The organism is Rhizobium sp. 01L410, from assembly GCF_056400165.1.
On record NZ_JBFTST010000005.1, the window covers coordinates 250,703 to 272,546 of the forward strand.

Annotated in this window: 15 protein-coding genes and 2 pseudogenes; 2 read left to right on the plus strand and 15 right to left on the minus strand. The window is 59.5% G+C overall.

The window, feature by feature from the left end; all coding sequences use genetic code 11:
- The first annotated feature begins 39 nt into the window (after window positions 1-39).
- Entirely contained in the window at window positions 40-663 is a 624-nt protein-coding gene (locus AC1DV9_RS13390) for a TetR/AcrR family transcriptional regulator (protein WP_112540269.1), read from the plus strand.
- Window positions 664-1,367: 704 nt separating this feature from the next.
- On the opposite strand, the gene htpG is transcribed toward AC1DV9_RS13390, so the two are convergent.
- The 6 genes and pseudogenes from htpG to AC1DV9_RS13420 all read right to left on the minus strand — a co-directional run bounded on the left by htpG (window position 1,368) and on the right by AC1DV9_RS13420 (window position 10,114).
- Window positions 1,368-3,260: a molecular chaperone HtpG gene (htpG, locus tag AC1DV9_RS13395; protein WP_477948373.1), complete on the minus strand. Its 1,893-nt coding sequence runs from the start codon at window positions 3,258-3,260 to the stop codon at window positions 1,368-1,370.
- A gap of 255 nt (window positions 3,261-3,515) precedes the next feature.
- Window positions 3,516-3,755, minus strand: a pseudogene (locus tag AC1DV9_RS13400) (DNA polymerase Y family protein); the annotation flags it as partial.
- Between the two features lie 2 nt (window positions 3,756-3,757).
- Window positions 3,758-3,974, minus strand: a pseudogene (locus tag AC1DV9_RS13405) (ribonuclease); the annotation flags it as partial.
- A 59-nt stretch (window positions 3,975-4,033) separates the two neighbouring features.
- Window positions 4,034-7,933 carry a CHAT domain-containing protein gene (locus AC1DV9_RS13410; protein WP_477948375.1) on the minus strand — a complete coding sequence of 1,300 codons (3,900 nt, stop codon included), beginning with the start codon at window positions 7,931-7,933 and terminating at the stop codon, window positions 4,034-4,036.
- Window positions 7,930-8,721, minus strand: a complete 792-nt coding sequence (locus AC1DV9_RS13415) for a hypothetical protein (RefSeq protein WP_477948377.1) — start codon at window positions 8,719-8,721, stop codon at window positions 7,930-7,932. The genes AC1DV9_RS13410 and AC1DV9_RS13415 overlap by 4 nt, the downstream gene beginning before the upstream one ends.
- Window positions 8,722-8,815: 94 nt before the next feature.
- Window positions 8,816-10,114: a CHASE2 domain-containing protein gene (locus AC1DV9_RS13420; protein ID WP_477948378.1), complete on the minus strand. Its 1,299-nt coding sequence runs from the start codon at window positions 10,112-10,114 to the stop codon at window positions 8,816-8,818.
- Between the two features lie 227 nt (window positions 10,115-10,341).
- Here AC1DV9_RS13420 and AC1DV9_RS13425 point away from each other — a divergent pair, with 227 nt between their 5' ends.
- Window positions 10,342-10,914 carry a DUF805 domain-containing protein gene (locus AC1DV9_RS13425; RefSeq protein ID WP_112389438.1) on the plus strand — a complete coding sequence of 191 codons (573 nt, stop codon included), beginning with the start codon at window positions 10,342-10,344 and terminating at the stop codon, window positions 10,912-10,914.
- A gap of 851 nt (window positions 10,915-11,765) precedes the next feature.
- On the opposite strand, the gene AC1DV9_RS13430 is transcribed toward AC1DV9_RS13425, so the two are convergent.
- From AC1DV9_RS13430 to AC1DV9_RS13470, 9 genes are read right to left on the minus strand one after another with little or no spacing between them, the layout of a single operon-like run.
- Window positions 11,766-12,551 carry an SDR family oxidoreductase gene (locus AC1DV9_RS13430; RefSeq protein WP_112516698.1) on the minus strand — a complete coding sequence of 262 codons (786 nt, stop codon included), beginning with the start codon at window positions 12,549-12,551 and terminating at the stop codon, window positions 11,766-11,768.
- 45 nt (window positions 12,552-12,596) lie between these two features.
- Window positions 12,597-13,370 carry an SDR family NAD(P)-dependent oxidoreductase gene (locus tag AC1DV9_RS13435; RefSeq protein WP_477948380.1) on the minus strand — a complete coding sequence of 258 codons (774 nt, stop codon included), beginning with the start codon at window positions 13,368-13,370 and terminating at the stop codon, window positions 12,597-12,599.
- Between the two features lie 10 nt (window positions 13,371-13,380).
- Window positions 13,381-14,715 (minus strand): dihydroorotase, encoded by a 1,335-nt coding sequence (locus AC1DV9_RS13440; RefSeq protein WP_477948382.1) that lies wholly within the window; start codon window positions 14,713-14,715, stop codon window positions 13,381-13,383.
- A 16-nt stretch (window positions 14,716-14,731) separates the two neighbouring features.
- Window positions 14,732-16,423, minus strand: a complete 1,692-nt coding sequence (locus tag AC1DV9_RS13445; protein WP_477948383.1) for a thiamine pyrophosphate-requiring protein — start codon at window positions 16,421-16,423, stop codon at window positions 14,732-14,734.
- Window positions 16,416-17,324, minus strand: coding sequence for an allantoinase PuuE (locus tag AC1DV9_RS13450; RefSeq protein WP_112389547.1), 909 nt, complete (start codon window positions 17,322-17,324; stop codon window positions 16,416-16,418). Before AC1DV9_RS13450 ends, AC1DV9_RS13445 begins: the two co-directional genes overlap by 8 nt.
- Window positions 17,324-18,361, minus strand: coding sequence for an NAD-dependent epimerase/dehydratase family protein (locus AC1DV9_RS13455; protein ID WP_112540169.1), 1,038 nt, complete (start codon window positions 18,359-18,361; stop codon window positions 17,324-17,326). Before AC1DV9_RS13455 ends, AC1DV9_RS13450 begins: the two co-directional genes overlap by 1 nt.
- Window positions 18,362-18,393: 32 nt before the next feature.
- Complete coding sequence (locus AC1DV9_RS13460; protein ID WP_477948385.1) at window positions 18,394-19,146, minus strand: SDR family NAD(P)-dependent oxidoreductase; 753 nt, start codon at window positions 19,144-19,146, stop codon at window positions 18,394-18,396.
- Window positions 19,147-19,154: 8 nt separating this feature from the next.
- A complete protein-coding gene (gene hydA, locus AC1DV9_RS13465; protein WP_112389446.1) occupies window positions 19,155-20,588 on the minus strand; it encodes a dihydropyrimidinase in 1,434 nt (477 codons plus the stop codon).
- Window positions 20,585-21,844, minus strand: coding sequence for an MFS transporter (locus tag AC1DV9_RS13470; protein WP_112389447.1), 1,260 nt, complete (start codon window positions 21,842-21,844; stop codon window positions 20,585-20,587). Before AC1DV9_RS13470 ends, hydA begins: the two co-directional genes overlap by 4 nt.

The following is a 21,844-nucleotide window of genomic DNA, read 5'->3' on the forward strand; positions in this document are numbered from 1 at the left end:
GTTAATATCGCACTGAGTGTAATTATACAAGAGGCTGTGGTGAAGAAAACCGAGCGTGACGTTCAAGCAGGCGATGGCCTGCGGGAACGAAAGAAGCGCGAGACAAAAAAGCGCATAACCGAGAAAGGCATCGCTCTTTTCGTCCAGAAAGGAATCGACCACACAACCCTTGACGAAATTGCCGCGGCCGCAGGGATTTCGCGCAGAACCTTCTTCTACTACTTCACGTCGAAGGACGAGATTCTGCTCTCTCTCCAAAGTGGGATCGGCGAGATGTTGGCGGATGCGGTGCGAAAGGCTCCCGCGACCTCGACGCCGATTGACGCGGTACGAGATGCTGTGGTGAGCGTGTGTAATGCGATCCCAACGGACGACATGATCGAGATGGATAGGTTGATGAGGACCAGTCCAAGCGTTCAAGCGCGCAAGCAGATATCATACGTGCAGCAAGAACTTGAGATATACGACGCGCTCAGAGAGCGGTGGCCCGAGCCTGAGCGATCAACGGCGTTGCGTGTCGTCGCTATGGTTTCCGTCGGAGCGATGCGCATTGCTGGAGATATCTTCAACCAGGAGAAAGGCGCTCGGCCAATGGCCGAACTCCTTCAGGAAGCATTCGGCAGCGTCGTCCGGGAGGTCCAGTCAGGGTCCACGTATGAGTGATCTCGACGAGATCCGGAGGCCGGTTAATTTGAGACAAGAGCCTAACAATATAAGGTCTGGATATGTCCCACCAATGCAGTCAATGCAGGTCCGATATGGAAGAGGGTTTTTTGCTCGAGAAAGGGGACAGCGCCCTCTTGTCATCAGAGACCTGGGTTGAAGGAAAACCTGTAAAGAGTTTATTTTCCGGTTTAAGCCTCAAAGGCAAAGCGGTTTACGAGGTGGTGACGTTCCGTTGCATTGCTTGTGGTTACCTCGACTCATATGCTTTGAAGAAGCTTTAAGATTAGGCGAGCGGGCGATCGGTAGAAGCGGACTGATCATTGGCATCCTCGTGCCGTGAAGGACTAAAATCGCCAGCCTAGTTATTAGAAGATGTTGGTCCGTCCGTTGCCCAAACGGCTGCACAAATCGCATCGATTTCAAGTGGTGTCGGGAACCAGACATCATCGGCATGACGGCTGATGGCCTGCTGCGGCTTTAGGAGCGACGCGAGGTTCGTTTCATACAAGATGCGGGCGGCAATGCTAGATCGGGACATCGCCATCTGTTGTGGCGTTCGAAAGGCGCCGGACACGGTGCGGCAGGGATCAAGCTTCGCTGTGAAGGCTGCTATGCAGCGAAGCTTGATCCGACCAGTTTTCCAGCAAGACTGCAAATTGTAGGTTTTTGACCTGCCAGCAAGAGGTCGTTTGGGTGTGGCGCTACCTCGCCCGTCCGATCGCCAATGCAAACAGTCTGGCCTGCCTTTCGGCGAAAGCGCGCGGATTGGTAGGCTTGTCCCCGTCGAGAATGCGGGCTTCGTCGAGCAGGAGCCAGGCGGCATCTTCGCGAAACGCCTGATCGTCCATCGCAGCGATGCTTTTCACGAGTTCGTTCTGCGCATTGATTTCCAGGATCGGCTTCGAAGCGGTCTGTAGCCGCCCTGCCCCCTGCAAAAGTTTCTCGAGCTGTCGATCTGGCCCATGTTCGGAGGCGACCAGGCAGACGGCACTTTCGGTCAACCGACCGGAGACCCGCACGTCGGTAACCTCCTCTTTCAGGCTAGCTCTCGCAAAATCGATGAATGCCGCGACGTCGGGAGAGGCTTCCAGGGCCTGCTTATCTGTGCTTCCCTCGCCGGTAATGTCGTCCAGATCGGCAAGACCCTGGGTGACCGACTTGAAGGACTTTCCCTCGAAATCTGGGACATTCGTCGGCCAGAAATTATCTACGCCATCTGTAAGGAGAAGGACTTCGATACCTCTGGCTCGAAAACCTTCGAGTTGCGGCGACGATTTTAGTTGGTCCAGACTGGAGCCGCTGATGTAATAGATCGCCGACTGCCCCTCTTTCATCGACGCCAGGTAGTCGGCCAGATTACGGGTCGTCTCACCGCCCACGGTACTGCGGAAGCGGGCCAGCTTCAGCAACTGCGAGCGCCGCTCGAAGTCTTCGTAGATCCCTTCCTTGAGGATCGCCCCGAAGAGGTCCCAGAATTTGGAAAACGTCTCGGCTTCGCCTTCGGCCATTTTCTCCAGCGCGGTAAGGATCCGGCTGGTCACGCCTTTCTTGATGGCGCTAAGCACCGGGCTTTCCTGAATCATCTCGCGGGAAATGTTAAGCGGCAGATCCGAGGTGTCAACGATGCCGCGGACGAACCGCAGGTAACGCGGCAGCAACTCGGCTTCGTCGGTAATGAAGACGCGCTTCACGTAAAGCTTCATCCGACCCTGGCGGTCTGGATCGAACAGGTCGAAGGGCTGAGAACCGGGGATGAAAGCGAGCGTTGTGTATTCGTGGCGACCCTCGGCGCGGAAATGCACATTGGCCAGTGGCTCGTCATACTGACCGGAGACACCGCGATAAAAATCGTCATAGTCCTGTTTGGATATCTCGTTTTTCGGCTTTGTCCAAAGTGCTGCGCCATCGGAAACCTGCGACGGCTCAGCACCCTCTTTTTCAAGAAGGCGAATGGGGACAGGCACGTGGCCGGACTGGTCGCGAATGATCTTTTCGACCGTCCATTTGCCCGTATACTTCTTTGCGTCCTGCATGAGATGCAGCACGACACGCGTGCCCCTCGCCGGCGCCGCTTCGAGATCGACTGCGACGATGTCGTAACTTCCCTTGCCGTCGGACGACCATTTCCAGGCTTCGTCCTGACCAGCACGGCGAGAAATCACGTCGACCCGTTCGGCGACCATGAACGAGGAATAGAAGCCGACGCCGAACTGGCCGATCAATTCAGCCTTTTCACCAGCCTTGGCAGCCTCAAGCCGCTCCATGAACGCCTTCGTGCCAGAGCGCGCGATCGTGCCGAGCGCGTCGATCATTTCATCGCGGCTCATGCCGATGCCATTGTCCTCGATGACGAGGGTCAACGCCTCTTCATTGAGGCTCACGAGAATTCCCGGCGGGGTCGAATCCGCCGAGAGCTGCGGCCGGGAAATCGACTCGTAACGCAGCTTTTCGCAGGCATCCGCAGCATTCGAGATCAATTCGCGGAGGAACACATCCTTGTCCGAATAAACAGAATGCACCATCATGTGCAGCAGCCGGCTGACATCGGCTTCGAATGCGTGCTGCTCAGGCTGCCGATCTTCTACTGTCGTCATCGATAATCCCCGTTGCTCAGAAATGCCGGTCAGATGGCTCTTACACCACCGGATTTCAAGCGCCAATGACAACCCACGCTCAAGGATTTCCAGTCAGCGCATTCATCGTCTCTGCAGCCGTAGCCACTGACTTGACCGTGGTGGCGTCACACACATTTTTCTGCTCGGTATGGAAAATCAACTCGCTGCACACTTGGAGCCAAGGAAATGCGCGTTCATCACCGGTTCGGCGGACGGTCTTGGCCTTGCCGCGGTGCGCCGGACGCCAAGCCCCCGGCGCTGGAGTTCGCCCACGAGCTGCTTCACCAAGCGACCAAGAGATTTATTGATGGTCTCGGCGGCACCGATTGGCTCCGCGACCGCGCGGGAGACCTCTATCCATTCTGGGGTGGGAACCGGGTCGATCGGTTCGGACATGCGACCGAAAATCTGACCGAGCCGCCGGCCGATCTCCGGACCAAACCGGAGAGCCAGCGGTGCGCGGGCCGTGTTCGCACTCAGTCGGAAGCTTCGCCCAACGTGTCGGCGACATACGCGCCTCGAGTCCCCGTGGGCCGAGGCAAACCGGTCGTCGTGTCCCTCGATGTTTGGTGTTCAAGCTCGGTAGGTGGCGTCGTAATTTGCGAAATGCTTGAGATAGAACGAGAAGCCGAGTGACGTGACAAACCAGCCCACCGTCACCAGACCTGCGCCCCACGTCAGCCACCAAAGCTTGACGTCTCTGCAAGAAAGACGGCTGATTGAAGGAGTTTGAGCACGAACTCTACGCCGCCTCAATCCGCGCCGACCACCTCAAATGGTCCCCAGAACAGCGGATGGGCATACCTGCCCTCGTCGCTCGACCGCAATTCGCGCATCGCATCTCCCAGTGCCGACGAGTAGGTCTTATACTTCCCGCTACCCCGGTTTTCAAACATTCTCGTCGTCAAGGCCGCGGTCGCCGCCGAGTCCACAGCCCAGTGTGACACCACCAGGTTTCGGGCACCTGCGAAGAAAAACGCCTTGGCTAGTCCCGAAAGCCCTTCCGCTCCGGCCTGTTCGGGCGCGGCGGTGTTACATGCCGAGAGGAGGACGACCTCGGCATTGAGGTTCAACGCAGCTATATCGCTGGCAGAAAGATATCCGTCATCGGTCGGCGTCGCCACCTCCGGCGGCGTCATGATAAGCCCAGGTTCCTGAACCCCAGTTATCTCTCCGGCGAGCAGGCCATGGGTCGCGAAGGCGAGTGTTTGGAACCTGGTCAGGTCCTCGCCCTTCAAGGACGTCTCCGTCGCCATTTGTCCAAGCAACAACGAGCCGTCAGGTGCATTTAGGCTCTTTTGTAAGGCCCTTAGCTCGTCGGCCGTTTCCGGCAACCTTGGAAGCGCCCGGATATCCTGCACATTCGCGCCACCCCGGAGGGCGACCAGCTTCGAGGCAGCCAGACCGCCGCGCTCGGTATCAGGACTGCCATCCAGAACAGGGTCACCGATCCCAAGCAGAGGCTCCCCGCCCGGTTTCGCGCCGGCTCCGGCTCGCAGCGTCATCAGTGATGCGACCGATGGCACGCGCGTCATGGTGTACTTGTCCGATAGCCACTTCGCGCCGCCGAAATCATCCCGCGCCATCTCTTCAGTCAGCAGCACTGCGAAAGGAATGCTCTCAAGAGAGCCGTCCGGCACCAAAATCAGGTGTCTCGGCGACATGGTCCACTTGGCTTCAATCGGTTCGAAGAGTTGGCGGTATAACTGATATGCCGCCTCCCCGCGAAAGGCAGGAACCCGTCCTCCGCGCAGTTCGAGCCCTCGCCTGAGCTCGTGCACCAAGTCGTTTACATCGTCCGAAGACATCTCCGTCTTGATGACAGTCGTCTTGGCCTTGCTCGCAGCCACAACCAGGAAGTTGTCGCCCGTGTCGAGAAATGCGATCAGAGCCTCGTCGTCAGACAATGCGGCAGTCGCCTGCTCAACCGACACGGCGACCGTGCCTGATATCTCGACGTATTTAGGAAACTGCTTGGCCAGCTCCAAATCAATGTCGTCAACCTGGACGGCCAACGCCTTGCGATCCGCAACTTGATCAACCGGGGTTGCAAGCCATTTCTGACGCAATTCTTCGCGCTGCTTGGCAAGAGTTGCCAACTGCGGAGACACCGCAGAAAGCCTCGCACCCAGACGGGCAATGGTTGCACCCGTCCCACTCGGCTTCATCATCTGGACGATCTCGAAGACCGCTTCCACGTCGTCAGGAGAGAGCTCACGCCCGTCGACGAGAACGGAAAGCGCTTCGTTCAGAGCCGGGCGAGCAACCCGAACGATGACCTCTCTGGTTTCGTTGCGTGAAAAGCTCTGCAGACCGAGGACGAATTCGACGTACGATACCAGCGATCGGGCGTCCGCTCGAGCTGACAGATCATCGTGAAGCTGGGTGCCCGCGATCATCCGCCCGTGATAGGACCCGATCACCCGCTCCCAGTCCAGACTCGATTGCGCGCCCTCGCCTAAGCCTCCTCGGGTGTATGCGAGGTGTTCCGGGATGTGCTTTCCAAAGGCGGCACTGGCAAGAAGCGGGCGATCCATGAGAAGCCATCTCCAGCCGTCGAGATATGTCTGCTCCTCATAGGTATCCGCCAGCCAAAGACTGAATATCGTTTGCGGAGGGCTTGCGGACTGATAACGCTCGATAGCCGGAAGAGCCCATGATTTCGCCATGTCGACCTTTCCAGCCTCGAAGAGCGCGGTAGAGATGAAAGCTGCGTCGAAGTCGTCAGACACCTGGTCGGCAAAGCGAGTGTCGTTCGGCGTTTGCTGGATATAGGTGTCGTGGTCCTTTGGCGTCTTGAGAAACGCCTGCTCGCGCTTCGAAAGCTTACGCTCCTGGAACTGAGCCACCTCACCAGGCGAGAACGCGGCTTTCGCCAGAGGCCGGAGGGCTGCGTATTCGGGAGCCGCGAGAAGTTTCAGAATTCGCCAATTCGGAATAGCGAAAAACGGCTTGACCTGTCCTAGCTCAAACCTTTTCGAGGCACTCTGCAACTCGGCACGCAACTGATCAGGCGAGATCGCCGCATCATCGGCGCAAAACGACGCGCGCACGATCGCCGGCAACTCCGTTGGTTGTTGGGCGCAAATCGCCTCAGCGACCTTCGGACCGATGATTGCCAACTTCGAAACAGGACCGGGGCCCTCCTCCTCGTCGCCTTGAAGCAATGCTGCCGGCCCCAGCCGCCTTAACGCTTCCATGAACGCATCTGGTTGGTCACGGATGATGGCCGCGTAGAAGGCATATTCAGCCGATGATGGAGCATCCACGTCGGTAAGACGCTCATAAGCCGAGAGAAAGCTGTCCGGAGAGCCGTAATAGGCCTCGAAGGCAGACATCAGCCCGAGGCTGTCCGCAAGGAACTTCTGCCCGATAGGTGTCTCGCGGACGTCGACGGGCAGCAGGTCGATACCCATCTCGACCAACTGCCGCCCCTGCCCGATGATACCTTGCATTCGCATCCATCCGGCCCACTGAATGGACGCAGCACAAAATGGAGGGATGACTGGCTGGCTTCGATCAAAGCCAGGCAGGTCAAAACCACTGTATCCGGTGTAGTTCCCTGGAATCAGCCGGCAGAAGTAAGCGGCATTCTCACGGCCTCCAGAATCGTAGATTTCCTGCCATTGCGATAGCAAGGTGAACAGGTTGTTCCTCCCTTCCGCGATGAACGGCATAAGATTGTGATCGACGAAGAATTTAGTTGCAACGTAGTCGTAGGGCCCCATCTCATAGGCGGCCTTGTCGTCGCTCCAGCTGACGGATTGGCCGGCGTCGGGATCATCGTAGATGAAAAACGGCCGCGGCTTCATCCGGCCGATGAATAGACTGCGATCGCTCTCGCTTGTCGCTATCGAAAACAAGGAAGCGATCTCCTCATAGGCCGCATCGCGTTTGCCTGCCTCAGCAAGGCCGGCAGCCTTGCTGCGAGATGCTTCGAGCTTCGCGATGAGCGGATTGCCTTCCGTCTCGGCAATTCGTAGCCGCTTGAGTGGACCATCCAGGCTCGCGTGCCCACTTCCGGTCGGAACGTTGTAGACGTTTCGCGCGATCTTAATCTCTGCTTCGGCTACCTTTCGTTTCGTCTCAGGACCTTCTACGGCGTCAAACAATGTCGGGAAAAACTGAAGTTGGTAGGCATTGTCGTTGTATCGCTTCCAGTGAATGGCAAGTCCATTTCGCAAGTTGGACTCGGCGCTCTTCTTGTCGCCCAAGGCAAGATACGCCATACCTGCAAACCGGTAGGCGCGTGCCCGTTGGATGATATAGCCGTCATGCTCTGCCTGATAGGGCTTCAGCATGTCTGCGCCTGACACCAGTGCGGCGGTCGCTCTCCTGAGTTTGTCGGTTTTGGCTTTACCCTGCAGGAAATTGGCCTGCTTGTAAGCCACTTCGCCGATGTCGCAGAGCAATACGCCAACCTGTCGGCTGGTTTTGCCGAACTGAACCTCGCTTGCTTCAATCAACCGCCGAAGCACCACGACAGCGTTATCCAGCTGGTCGGATGTCACGTAGTCGGTCTGGATGATTTGCTTGATCGCGGAATGCTCCGGCCCTGTGATCATGCCTTCCATCGCCGAGCTCGCCGTGGCAGCGGCGAAATAGAGCAAAGTGCTGAATGCCGTCGTGACGAACAAGCGGAAGAACCTCATGGCCAGTCTCCGTATTCGATCGCGCTGATCAGGGCGGTCTTCACGCGGGGTTCGAGTGCAAGACCTTTGATCTGCTGGACGCCTTCGAATGCCCAGTCGCCGCCGCTCTTCGAGATTGCCGCGACGATTTGGGACGCCCGGTCGTAGTCATCCATGGGCTTTGCAGCTTTCTTGTCCTCGAAAGCTGCGATCCCGTGGATGTTGTAGGAAACCACCTTGGACGCATCGGCCACTTCCAGGCGAAATGCTTTGCCAGGCTCGATGAGGATATGAACACTGCCAGTGCGAGCGCCATCGGCTACGATGCCGTCGACCTTCTTGCCGTCAGAAGCAATTGCCTTCAGCCGGAAGGGTGGCTTGCCGTCCACCCAGCGCACCTCAAGCGTCCTGCCTCCCGCGACAAGCAAGGGCTTCGCCACATTGTCCAGGGCGGGAACGCGAAGGCCGTAGGACTCCCTGCTGCGCATCGGCTTCGACTTGCGTTCTGGGTCCCACCAGCCCAAGACTTCCGCCAGTTGCTGATATCTGCTCGAAACGTCACCTGTCAGTCCGGAGGACGGGACAGAATACGTCGAAACGCGACTGGTCGAGCATCCCGGCTCCTCGGACCTCGATGTGTCGGGTGAGAGCAATAGTCCGCAGGCCCCGCCTCGATTCAGTTTAATAAAGCCGGGGTCTGGAACATCGAGGCGATCCCCCTCCTCCAACACACTCCCCAGTTGGAACTCCATTGTTGTGCCCGATCGCGTGCCGATGATGGCGGCCGCGCCGTCGTAGTCGACGATCACGGCCGCCGGCTGTCCCGCCAGAGATGCCACGGGAGCAAAGAGAATACAGCTCGCCAGTATGAAACATGTCGGTTCTTCCAACATCCAGACACGTCTACCCATTGAGAAACGACCTCCAGCTGCGCCCCTCAAGAAACCCGCGGCATATCGATTCAACAGACTCCAGTGCAATGACCAGCACCCAGATCACGATGGCGTACTGGACGACAGACTGGGCGGAGGCAGCGCCAAGATTGATGTTGCAGGTGGTGTACACAACGATCCCCACCAGCAGCGCCAACGGGGCCGCGATCAGAGATTTGAAGGTGAAAGTCAGAAATGCGACGAGGCCCGCGAGGAACATGCTCGATAGGATGACGGCGACCGTCGTCGGATACTCTGCGGAAGCAATAGCCTTTGTGGAATTGGCGACCGCATTTGCGATCACGCGCATTCCTTCCATTTCCCCGATCGGTGTGTCGTGGAAGTCCCCGTTGGAGGCATAGCTGTTTCCAATGATAACGAAGCGATCCGCCAACGCACTGGCAGCGATGGGACGCTGAGCAAATTGGTATCCCGACAACTGAATAAGAGCAGGCCCATGACCATCTTCGACCATCATTGCGGACATCGCAGTGTCACTCTTTGGGAATGAAAACTGGATTGCCAAGCTCTTCTCTGCGTCGCTCAACCACCTTGGCACAGCACTCGGCGTGTCTTGCCCTTCGCGAGCGCAGCCTGCGCCGTCGCGGCTGCCAAGATATCTCTGAGCAGTCTCGACCATCGCCGTGCCACCCAACTTGTATGCATAAGACAAAATCGCCGGAGACAGGAGAGCTTGGCAGGCACCCTTAGGCACCTCCCAAAGGTTCCAGTTTCTAACCTTGGCACCGTCACCCACCTCAAAAAGAACGTTCACCCAAAAGAGCGGTTTTCCGGCTTTGAAATGCATATCAAAGTCGGACGGCGAGGCAGGGAGGCTGTTCCCGTCGGGGTCGAACGAAAGCTCTCTTGGGAAGAGCAAGGGCGGGTCTGATGGTCGCCATCTGTCGAGTAAGTCGTGCAGTACGTCGGCGTCCTTGCCACCTCCCGCGGATATATCGAGGTCAACAAGGATTGCCCGCGGACTGGATGTCCTCGCCTTCTCTATCAAGCCGGCGATGATCGCCTTGGTGATTGGAAAAGGACGTTGCCACGCCTCGAAGCTTTGGTCATCGATGCGCACCAGCGTCACCGGCACGCTGGGCAACGAAAGGAAGCCGAGGCCCTGGGAAACAGCGTGAATCTTGTCGAGAGTTGGGTTGTCCGTGATGGATTCCACCCATTCCTTCAACCAGAATGGTGCGACAGCCGCAATCAGCCCAAAAGCTAGCAATGTCACAATAACAAGCCTGTAACGGCTACGTAACTTCATCGCCCCACACGCCAGACACGAGATTTCCCCGGCCGGATCAGATCACGGACGCCGATATTACGCAATCATGTCCATGTAACCAATTCGGATAATGAAAATATGTTCGCTACGTATCCTGCGACTTACTGGTCGATTTGACAGAACTGAATTGGACGAAAGCGGGACATTGACTTGAGTGCGAGGCCAAAACTAGAAATTTATTCGGGCGTTATTCAAAGGGGGAAACTATGGAAAGCCTTTCGGTCTGGCATATGCTTGTTGTTCTTATTGTATTCGGGTTGCCGCTATTCTTCGTGTTCAAGAGCCCACCGTCAGGCGTAAACCGCTTTGGGCAGGCTCCTTCTTCAATGGGGTTCGGACAGGCGATTTCGACGTTCTTTAAAAAGTACGCGACGTTCGAAGGCCGCGCCAGCCGATCGGAATTCTGGTTTTCATTCTTCTTCCTCGTCATCGTTTCGGCAGTTCTCAGTGCTATCGATCCGACGGATGCTCTGTCTGGCCTCTTTAGTCTCGGCGTCCTTCTTCCAACCATCGCTCTCGCAACCCGTCGTCTGCATGACCTGAACAGAAGCGGCTGGCATCAGCTCCTGTCGTACCTGTTTCCGGTTGGAACCATCGCGCTGATTATCTGGTACTGCACGGCCGGCACCGACGAGGTCGCGCCCGCCACTACGAAGGCCGCGGGCGGCACCATGTCTTCGAACGCCGTCGAGGTGCTCGAGCGACTCGCGAAGCTGAAGGATAGCGGCGCAATCAGTGGCGACGAATACGATGCCGAGAAGAGGAAAATCCTGGGATGACGGCCGTGCTGCAAAGCGGTCAGAACTTCGCCGTGAGCGTAGCCCGAAATGTGCGCCCAGGCGAAGTGTTCCCGCCGTCCAAGGCATCGACATAGAATTTGTCTATGAGGATTTCCGCCTGGAAGTCGAGGCTGACACTGTCGTTTATCTTATAGGTCGCGAACGCGTCCACCACCGTCTAGGCACTTCCGATTGCGCGCTGACCACTGCTTGGGTTCATCCAGACACCCGGGCTGTTGGCGTAGGTCCGGCTGTAGTCGGGCTTGGAGTGACGTCCTCCAACAAATAGGAAACACCGTAGCTGAGGTTCACGTCGCCATCGTCAGCGTCGAACGTCATCGCATTCGAGACGTCTCCGCCGAACGTGTGCCCGGGACTTCCCCGCTCCGCTGGACTTTCGCTGGTCCGATTTCGAGGACGGCATCCATATCCCACCTGAGATCGCCGGTTGACGCTCGGTAGCGAGCTATCGACGGCCTAGCCATCGTAGCCAAATATTGCAGGCTCTCGACTGCATTGTCTGTTACAACGTTAATACCGGCAACCCAAGCTGCTCGGAATAAATCGGCGTCGATTTGTTCGCGGTTCATTGCTTTTCCTACGGCCGGATCGTGCGATCGAATCGCAGCCAAGGTCGGGATGCCGCTGATGCTCCCAGGGTGCGTGGGAAGAACCGCGCCGCTCACCGGCGCGGCAGCCCTTTGTGGCGTCATTCAGGTGGGTGAAATGCTCAGCCCGTCGCCAAGCTCTTGGAGGGCCCAGATCTCGTCGGCGCAAATGCGTTTACGCGCGAGCCCGGCGACATGCTCGGGACGTCCGGAATTATGGTCAAGTCAATCAGCATGATCTCCTCAAACGCTGGCAATCAAGCCGCCATCGATGCGAATGACCGACCCTGTGAGGTAGGAAGCGCGAACGCTCGAGACGAAAGCGACGACATCGGCATATTCCTGCGGATCGCCATAGCGGCCGACTGGGATCGACGCGGTGCTCGCCGCCGATACCTCTTCGACCGCCTTGCCTTCTCGCTTCGCCTTCTGCTCGTCGAGGAAGCTGATACGCTGTGTGGCAACGCGTCCCGGCAGGACCACATTGACGGTCACGCCATCGCGGCCGACCTCGCCGGCCAGGGTCTTCGACCAGCCGAGAAGCGACATGCGTAGCGCGTTCGATAGGCCAAGATTGGGAATCGGCGCGACCACGCCCGATGATGTCGAGGTGATGATGCGGCCCCACTTCTTTTGCCGCATACCCGGAAGTACCGCGTCGCTGATGGCGATGACCGACAGGACCATGCTGTCGAAATACTTGCGCCAGCTATCGGCGCTCTGGCCTGAAACGACTGTCGGCGGCGGGCCGCCGGTGATGTTCACAAGCACGTCCACCGAGCCGAACTGCTTGTCGATAGCCGCGAGATTGGGGGGCAGCACGCCGAGATCGCCAACGTCCCATTGAAGCGCCATGGCCGAACCGCCAGCCGCGACGATGTCCGCGACCGTCTTGTCGGCGGCCTCCTTGTTAATATCGGCGACAGCGATCTGCGCACCCTCCGCTGCCAGCGTCCGGGCAATCGCTCCGCCAAGTCCTCCGCCAGCGCCCAATACCAGGGCAGTCTTGCCTTTCAATCCGAGATCCATGGTCTCTTTCCTTTCCGTTATTTCAAATTTTGCGCGGCGCTGTGATCAGCCCGCCATCCAGCCGCCGTCGACCATCAGGTTGACGCCGGTCATGTAGCTCGCCATGTCGCTTGCGAGGAAAAGTGCGGCACTCGCGACGTCGCTCGGCTCGCCGAGCCGCGGCCAGGGCGTGCGGCGTCGCGAGTATTCGAGTGCGTCGGGAGCGTTGGCGACACCCGGTTTGCCGGTGACGATCTTGCCAGGAGCGATCGCATTGCAGACGATTCCTGCTTCAGCGTGGTCGACGGCAATTTGCCGCGTCATCTGCACAATCGCACCCTTGCTGACGCCATAGGGAAAATCACCCGGGCAGGCGACCATGCCATGCTGCGACGAAATGTTGATGATCCGGCCGCGCGTGTCACCGACCAGCTCCTGCTTAAGAAACTGCTGAGCGGCCCGCTTGCAACAGTAGAAGTACCCGGTGACGTTGACGGCAATCACCCGATCCCATTGTTGCGGCGACGTCTCGAGGAGATTGGTCGACGTATAGATCGCGGCATTGTTGACCATGATGTCGAGCCGGCCGAACTCGGCTACAGCCTGGGAGATCAGCGCATCGACATCGGCCCAGCTGGAGATGTCAGTCTTGACAAAAACGCTCTTTCCGCCTGCGGCCACGATGCGCGAGAGGGTGGTTTCGCCCCCCTCGATCGGAGCGTCGGAAACATCGGCGATCACGACCGTCGCGCCCTCCTCGGCATAGCGAAGCGCGATCGCACGGCCGAGACCGGAGCTTGCGCCTGTCACGATGGCAATTTTCTTGTCGAGCAACGGCATGGACGTTCCTTTATGGAGCTCTGCGGACGACAAGGCCGCGTCCGGGACAAATGAGGGTTCCGTTGCAGACGATGCGCTCGCCGCGCAAAAAGACGTCGGTTAACAGGCCAACAGTCTGCTTGCCATGGAAAGGCGTGTAGGCGGCTCGGGAGACCTGTTCGGCATCGGTAATGGCAGTCGATCGTCTCATGTCGACAATCAGGATATCGGCATCCCAGCCGACCGCGATCGCCCCCTTGGAGCGTCCGAGGCCGAAGCGCTGCGCAGGATTGTAGGCACAAATCCGCACCAGGTCGGCAAGTCCCAGGACCTTGTCCGCAACGAGGCTGAGTATCACCGAAAGCAACGTCTGAAGGCCCGGCATGCCGCCGGGAATGTCGGCAAACGAACCATAGGGGGCAGACTTTTCGGCCGGGCTGTGCGGTGCGTGGTCGGTCGCCATGATGGTGATCAGGCCCTCCGACACCGCATGCCGCAAGGCGGCGACGTCACCACGGCCCCGGAATGGAGGGGACCCCTTCAGCCGGGCACCGCCGGTCTTGTAGTCTTCCGAGGTGAAGAACAGGTTTTGCGGCGTTGTTTCGACGCTGACGTCAGCCATCCCCTGAAGGCGGCGCCAGGTTTCGACGCCGAGTTTCGAGTTGATCTGGCGGACATGCACGCGCGCACCCGTTTCGGCCGCAGCCAGGACAGCGCGGGCGATACCGCTTGCTTCGGCGAGTGGCGTCCGGCTTGCCAGAAACGTTGAAATGTTGCCGCTGGTGTCATGAAGCCCGCTTTCATCGAGGATCGACTGGTCACCCGGCGAAACGCCGATCACCGTAGCGGCTTCCGCCAGCCGGCGAAGCATCCGCGTCACCTGATCCAGACTGTCGAACCGGTATTCGACGGGTACGTCTGCGGTGAACAATTCAAGAGATACGGGCGAGAGCGCAAGCAGGTCATCCAGGTTCTCGCAATTCTTCGAAACCACGGCCTGAAACCCGACATCGACATTCAGCCTGCCCGCGGCACTCTCCATCTTGTCTGACAGTTGTTTGGCTGTTGCCGTCCAGGGATCGTCAGTCGGCATGTCGAGGATGGTCGTCACACCGCCAAGAGCGGCCGCATGCGTGCCGCTTACAAAGTCTTCCTTTTGCGTCAGTCCAGGTTCTCGCAAATGCGCATGTGCATCCACGAGCCCAGGCAGTAGCAGCTTGCTGCCGGCGTCAATGAAATCGCGCGCCATCGCGGTCTCGCCCGGCGCGAGGATAGCCGCCACGCGCCCATCGCGAATGCCGACATCCGCGGGGCGCTGACCGTCTGCGTTGACGACCGTGCCGCCTAGAATCATGGTATCGAACACGTCCGCCTCCGCTTCTCTACCGCACGCCCGCGAGCCGTGGTTCCTCGTGCGTGACGACCTCGATGAGCGCCGCCTGACCGGCCGTGACCCTCTCAAGAGCACGCAGCAATGCCGGCCGCAGGTTCTGCGGTTCCGTCACGCATTCGCCATAGCCGCCGAGGGCTTCGGCGATCGGCGCATAATTGCCCGTCACCCGGTTCGCGCCATATTTCTGCGTGGCGACAGGCATGCTCTTCGCATAGCCGCCGAGCACGTTATTGCGAAGCACGATGGTCAGAACCGGCAGATTGCAGCGAATAGCCGTTTCGAAGTCTATGCCGACCATGCCGAAGGCGGACTCTCCCATCAGGTTGACGACCGTCGCCTCCGGACGGGCTAGCTTGGCGCCCATCGCAAAGCCAAGGCCGCTGCCGAGCTGTGTGGTCTTGCCCCAGCCGATATAGCTGCCTGGCGTGCTCGCCACGTAAAACGGGCAGAACTGGTCGCGCGGGTTGCCGGCATCGTGCGTGACGATGGAGGTCTTCGGATTGATCGCCTGCATGATCTCCCAGACGACGCGGTAGGGCGAGATCGGCGTGCTGTCGGATGTCAGCAGCGGCATCCATTTTTCCATGAACGCCGCGCGCACTTCGGCTATCTCCGCAGCCGGCTGCGGCCGTTTTCCACGGATCAAGCGATTGTCGCGGATATAGGCGGTCAACTGCCTGAGAACGGAGGCGGCATCGCCGATCACCCCTTGGGCGATCGCGTAGTCCTTCCCGAGATCAGCTTCACCGAGAGTCACATGGAGGATGGTTTTATCTTCCGGAATGGGCAGGATGTAATAGGAGCGGGTCAGGCTGCTGCCGATGGCGAGCACGACATCCGCCTTTTCCAGGAAATGATCGATCGTCGCTGGCCGTGCCCGTCCGGCAGTCCCAAGCGCAAGAGGATGATCTTCGGGAAAACCACTCTTGCCGTTTGGCGTCGTCATGACGGGAATGTTCAACAGTTCGGCCAACGCGACCAGTTCCTGCGTCGCCGATCCGGCCAGAATTCCCTGACCGGCCAGGATTACCGGGTTGCGCGCGGCCATCAGGGCTTCGGCCAGATCGGCCACCTCAGCGCCACCGGCCTGCGGCACGCTGCTGCGCGGGCGGCGATGGTCGGCAGGCTTGGCATCAAACCTTTCGGCAAGCAGGTCGATCGGCAGTTCCAGCAGCACAGGCGCCGGTGGACCGTTTCTGACGCGCGAGATCGCCGCATGCATCAGTTTCGGCAGATCGGCGACTTGGCTTGCCGCCTCGCACCATTTGGTAATGTGACGAAAGTTGCGGCAGGATTCGAAGTTCGGCGACACCGCTTCCGAGCCGCGCGGATAACCGGTTGGCAGGAACAGCATCGGGACGCCGTCATTGAAGGCCTGGGCGATGCCGGCAAAGGCACTCTCGGCGCCCGGGCCGTACTGCACGGTGACAACGGCAAGCTCCCTGCCAGCCGTGACCCGGGCGTAGCCCTCGGCAATGTTGACGGCGACGCGTTGGGTACGGGCGATCAGCGGCGGAATATCGAAAGCCGCCGATGCATCGAAAAGCTCGCTTGCCGGAAAACCGATGATTTGCTTGACGCCCTCTTCCTTGAGGACGCCCGCAATATATTCGGCCCCGCTTATCGTTCCCGGTTCCACCTGAATACGCTTGTCCGGCATTGCATGCGCACTATCAGCCATGATGGTCGATCCAGTATTGAGCGATGTCTTCGCGTCGCATGAAGGCAGCGCCTGGCGTCTTCTTGACGTGCTCGATGACATCCCGCAGGCCCGATGCCCTGTTAGGCTGGCCCATCCAGCGGGCGTGCACACCGATCGTCAGCATGCGCCCGCCTGTCTCGTCTGCTTCGCCGATCATGTAATCGATCGCCGAACGGCAATCCTCGGCAAAATCGCGCGGGTTGCTGTAGCCGGGGGCAATCAGGTAGCGACTGTCGTTCAGCGTCTTCGAATAGGGCACGATCAGAAGTCGCGTGCCCTCATGATCGAGGAAGTAGGGAAGATCGTCATTGCAAGGGTCGGAATAATAGAGGAAGCTGCCTTCCTTGACGATCAGATCCCGGGTGTTGACGCTTGGAAAGGAACGGCAGTTCCAGCCCATCGGCCTGCCGCCGGTCAGTTTCTCGTAGAGAGCAATCGCTTCGTGAAGCTGCTCCTCTTCCTCATGGCGCGGCATGCTGGAATACTCGCTCCAACGCAGACCATGGCCGAGCAGATCGTGGCCGCGTGCATTCATCCAAGCGACGACGGCCGGGTTCTTCTCGAGCGCAACGGCGCAGGCCGAAACCGTGACGGGAATATCGTAACGGTCGAACAGGCGTGCCAGCCGCCAGACGCCGGCGCGGCTGCCATATTCAAAATGGGTCTCGGTGCCGAGATCGCGCAACGGCGGACTGTTGGGAATATTGTATTCGCCCCAGTTGTCGTTGCGCCCGTCCTCGAGCCAGGAATATTCGGCGCCTTCCTCGTAGTTCAGCACGAGGTTGATCGCCAGCTTGACGCCACCCGGCCAGGTCACGAACGGCGGCTTCGGACCGTAACCAATAAAATCGCGCGATTGATCTTGTGCAGCGGTGCTCATCATTGTCCTTCGCTCTGATTTTCGTTTTCGACGATCCAGTCCATATAGTCATGGAAGGATTGCTTCCCGCCGCGTGGCTGCCAGCCGGTATCGCGGGTGATGCGGGCGATGTCGTAGGCGCCCCACATGCCGTCTTTCAGCGAGATGTCCTGGATGATGTTGCCGGTCTCATCGGAACTCACATCCACCTGCAATCCGGGCACACGCTCCTTCGCCCAACCGACGATGTCGCCGATCGTCGAGGTCTCGCCGCTGCCGATGTTGTAGTGGCGGTAACGCAGGCGCTCCGCAAAGAGCAGCGCGATGATCGCCTCGGCCACATCCGTGGAGGTGACATAGTCGCCGACGGGTTCCAGGCTGTTCGGCCGGATCGTCTCGTCGGCGAGCGCCATATGGGCGACGCGGTTCGGCACATGGCGAAAATTGCGGCTGCCGGTGACCCTGTCCATCGGCCCATAGACCGACGCGAGCCGGACAGAGGCGGCCGACAGGCCGAAGAGATCGGCGTAACGGTTGACCACCATCTCGGCCGCAAACTTGGAGATGCCGTAGAGCGTCAGCGGCGCGACATAGCCGTCCTCGGGTAGCGGTTCACCCGTCCAGTCCGGCCCGTGATGGCGGTAAACGGAGCCCGAGCTGACAAAGACCAGGCGCTGAATACCGGGCCGTTTTCTCAGCCATTCGAGAATATTGACAGTGCCCATCAAATTGACATCGACGATCCTGGCAGGATCTTCGGCTTCGGGCTGACGCTTTGCCTCCGCGGCACTGCCGCGAGAAATCGGGGTGACGGTCGCGCCATGCACCACATAGCGGATATCGTGGCTGTCGAGGACGGCCTCCCACTGCTGGGGATCACAAATATCGGCCGTGACGACCGTGAGCCGATCGCGGACCGGCGCAAAATAGCGTTCCGCCATGGCATCCAGGCCCGCACGGTCGAGAGTAACGACGCGCGCCTTGGCATCACGTTCGAGCCATGTCCTTGCGAGGACGCTCATGACGAAGCCGGTTCCGCCGGTAACGAGAAGGGTCATTTCAAATCCATCCAAAAACTTCAGCAAAAATCTCAGCGCGTCGCATAACCACCATCGGCCATGAGATCGGTTCCGGTGATGAACGAAGCATCCGGTGACAGGAGGAAGGCGGCAGCGGCGGCGATTTCGTCGGGCTGGGCGATACGGCCGAGCAGATGCGCCGGTCCGAGCCCGGTATTGGCTGCCGCAAGGTCCGGCCAGCGTTGCAGCAATCTCGGGGTAGCCACAGCACCCGGCGAAAGGCTGTTGACGCGAATGCCATCGGCCGCGTGATCGACCGCCATGGCCTTGGCGAGATGCACCAGACCGGCTTTGGCGGCGCAATAGGCAACGGCTTTGCCGGTCGCCACATGGGCGAATTGCGACGCGATAAAGACCACCGATCCGCCGCCACCGCTGGCAATCATCGCTGGGAGCGCGTGCTGGCTTGCCAGAAAGGCGCCGGTCAGAATGACGTCGATCTCCAGCCGCCATTGCTGTTCGGCGAGATCGATGACCGTGCCGTCCATCGATGGTGCAGCAGCGTTGTGCACGAGGCCATCGAGGCGACCGAAACGCTTTACGCCGCCGTCCACCGCATGCCCGACCGACGCCTTGTCGGTGACGTCGCATGGGACACCAAACGCCTGGGGACCGAGGGATTGCGCCAGTGCAGCCACGTCATCGGACGACCGATCCGCACAGATCACTGAGGCGCCTTCGTCTATGCAGCGGCGCGCGATCGCCGCGCCGATACCGCTCGCGGCACCCGTCAGAAAGATCACCTTGCTTTCAAGGCGTGTCATCGGCGCCGTCATGATGCGAGAACCTTCGAAAGCCCCTGCTGTGGCGGGAAGGAGCGTTCTCTGGCAACGAACCGGCCGCGGCCGGGTTCAGTCAGAATCTTTCCGTCATCCCAGACGATGTCGCCGCGCGAGATCGTCATAATCGGCCAGCCTTTGACGACCTGCCCTTCATAGGGCGTGTAGTCGGTGGCGTGATGCAGCAGCGAATTGGTGATCGTTACGCTGCGATCCGGATCCCAGATCGCGATGTCGGCGTCCGCGCCGGTGACAATGCTGCCCTTGCGCGGAGCAAGCCCGAACAGCCGCGCCGGAGCGCCCGACGTCAGATCGGCGAATTTCTGCAGCGAGATCAGGCCGCCATTCACACCCGCCGAAAACAGAAGGGCAAGCCGCGTTTCGATGCCCGGAATACCGTTCGGAATACGATGGAACGGTGTCCCCGGCCCGCCTGCGATCTTGTCCGCATAGTGCCAGGGCGAATGATCCGAGGTGAAAACCTCGAGCGTCCCGTCCAGGATGCCTGCCCAGATCGCCGGCTGGTTCGACTTGTCGCGCGGCGGCGGCGTGCAGACGCATTTGGAGCCAGACAGATCGTGCGTGTCGATATCTTCGGCCGAAAGGAAGAGATATTGGGGGCAGGTTTCAGCGTAGATCGGCAGGCCGCGGGCTTTGGCGCGGCGGATCTCCTCGACAGCGCCCCCGGCTGCGACATGGCTGACGAGGATCGGCGTCTCGATCAGTTCCGAAAGGCTGATCGCCCGGAAGGTCGCTTCACGGTCGCCGATCGCCGAATGCGCCTTTTCGTGGTAACGCAGTTCGGTCTTGCGGGCGGCAATGAATTTTTCGGTCAGCCAGCGGATGCAGGCGTCATTTTCCGCATGCACCATGACCATCGCGCCTTGTGCACGAGCGAGATCGAGAACGTTCAAAACCTCGTAATCATCGAGCTTCAGCCCGTCGTAGGTCAGATAGATCTTGATCGAGGTGCAGCCCTCGGCAATCAGCTGAGGGATCTCGTTGCGCAGGACCTCCGCCGAGGGATCACCGACGATCAGATGAAAACCGTAGTCGATATGTGCTTTCGGGCCGGCACGCTGATGATAATCGTCGACAATGTCGCGCAGCGACTGGCCGCGCATCTGCATGGCAAAAGGTACGACGGTTGTCGTGCCGCCGCACATCGCCGACAGCGTGCCGGTGTTGAAGTCGTCTGCGGTCGCCTTGCCCTCCCAAGGTTGCTGATCCATGTGGCAATGGCTGTCGACGCCGCCGGGCAGCACGATACGCCCCTCTGCCGCGACTTCATTCTTGCCCTCGGGCAGATCCGGCTCGAGCGCGGCAATCACACCGTCACGAATGCCGATATCGATCTGCTTTGTCGCGTCCGGCAGCACCACACGGCCACCACGGATGACGAGGTCAAAAGGCTTCGTGGACGTCATTCGCTTCCTCCCGGGACGAGGCAAGTTTTGGTGGCGCCGATCGGACGGCGGATGAGATTGAAGCAGGCGGCCGCGGCAACCAGGAAGGCTCCGCCCCCAAGCAGCAAAAAGAGCGCCTGTGGTGCAAACAGCTCCATCAGCTGTGCGGCAAGCCCGGGGGTCATGATGTTGCCGATCGAATAGAGCAGCAATAGGCTGCCCGATGCCGAGACCATATACCGGCTGTCGAGCTGCGAGTTGGCATAGGCGATGCCGACAGGATAGATCGTCAGTGCAATTGCGCCATAAGCGAAGAACAGGCCGTAGAGCAGTGTCTGCGAATAGGTGCCCGGCCATGAGATGGCCGCGCACAGTCCCGCTCCAGTCAACCCCTGGATCAGCAGCAGAACGCGCCGATCCATGCGGTCCGACAGCCATCCGACCGGCGCCTGCGCCAGCATGCCGCCGAGACTGAAGGCGGTTACCAGCGTCACCGCGACGGACGCGTCGAGTTTGATGCGCTCCGCGTAAATCGGCGTCATCGTGTAGACATTCATGTTAGTCATGCCTGCCTGGAACACGCAGACGACGGTGACCGGCGCGAGAGCGGCCAGCCGCCAGATGCCGTAGCGATGTCCGGAATGGGCATTGCCCGCTTCGACAGTGACAGCCAAAGGCAGTCGCAACGCAGGCCACGGTCGGCCGACGAAGCGGGCATAGAACAGTCCGAACAGAATGACGCCGAGACCAAGCTGAAAGAGATAGGGAGAGGCTGCGCCGGCCGCCTCGACAAGCAGTTGCGCAAACAGCGTCGCCAGCGACGTCATCAGCATATAGAGCGAGAAATAGGCTCCACGGTTCTTCTGATCGGCATAAAGGTTGATCCAGCTTTCGGAGACGACGAAAAGCGTTGCGATCGAAAAGCCGTTTATCAGCCGCAGGCAGAACCACACTGGAGCCGCTTCCGTCAGCATGTAGCCGGCAGAGCCCAGCGCGGCGAGAAATGCGACGATATGGAAGGCGATCTCATGCCCAAATCGGACAACCAGGAAGCGGGCTGACAGGCAGCCTCCCAGAAAGCCGATCGGAAACGCCGTCAGCAGCAACTGGACGACGTGCGGATCGAGCGCGGGATCGCTGAGATGCAGCGACACCGTCGTTGTTAGAAGCGAATTACCGGTGGCAACGATGCAGATGCTTGCCATCACATGGACGATCGCACGCAGGCCCGCGGCGCTTCGCCATAACTTGCCGATCGTTCCGTCGGGCTCGTGCAT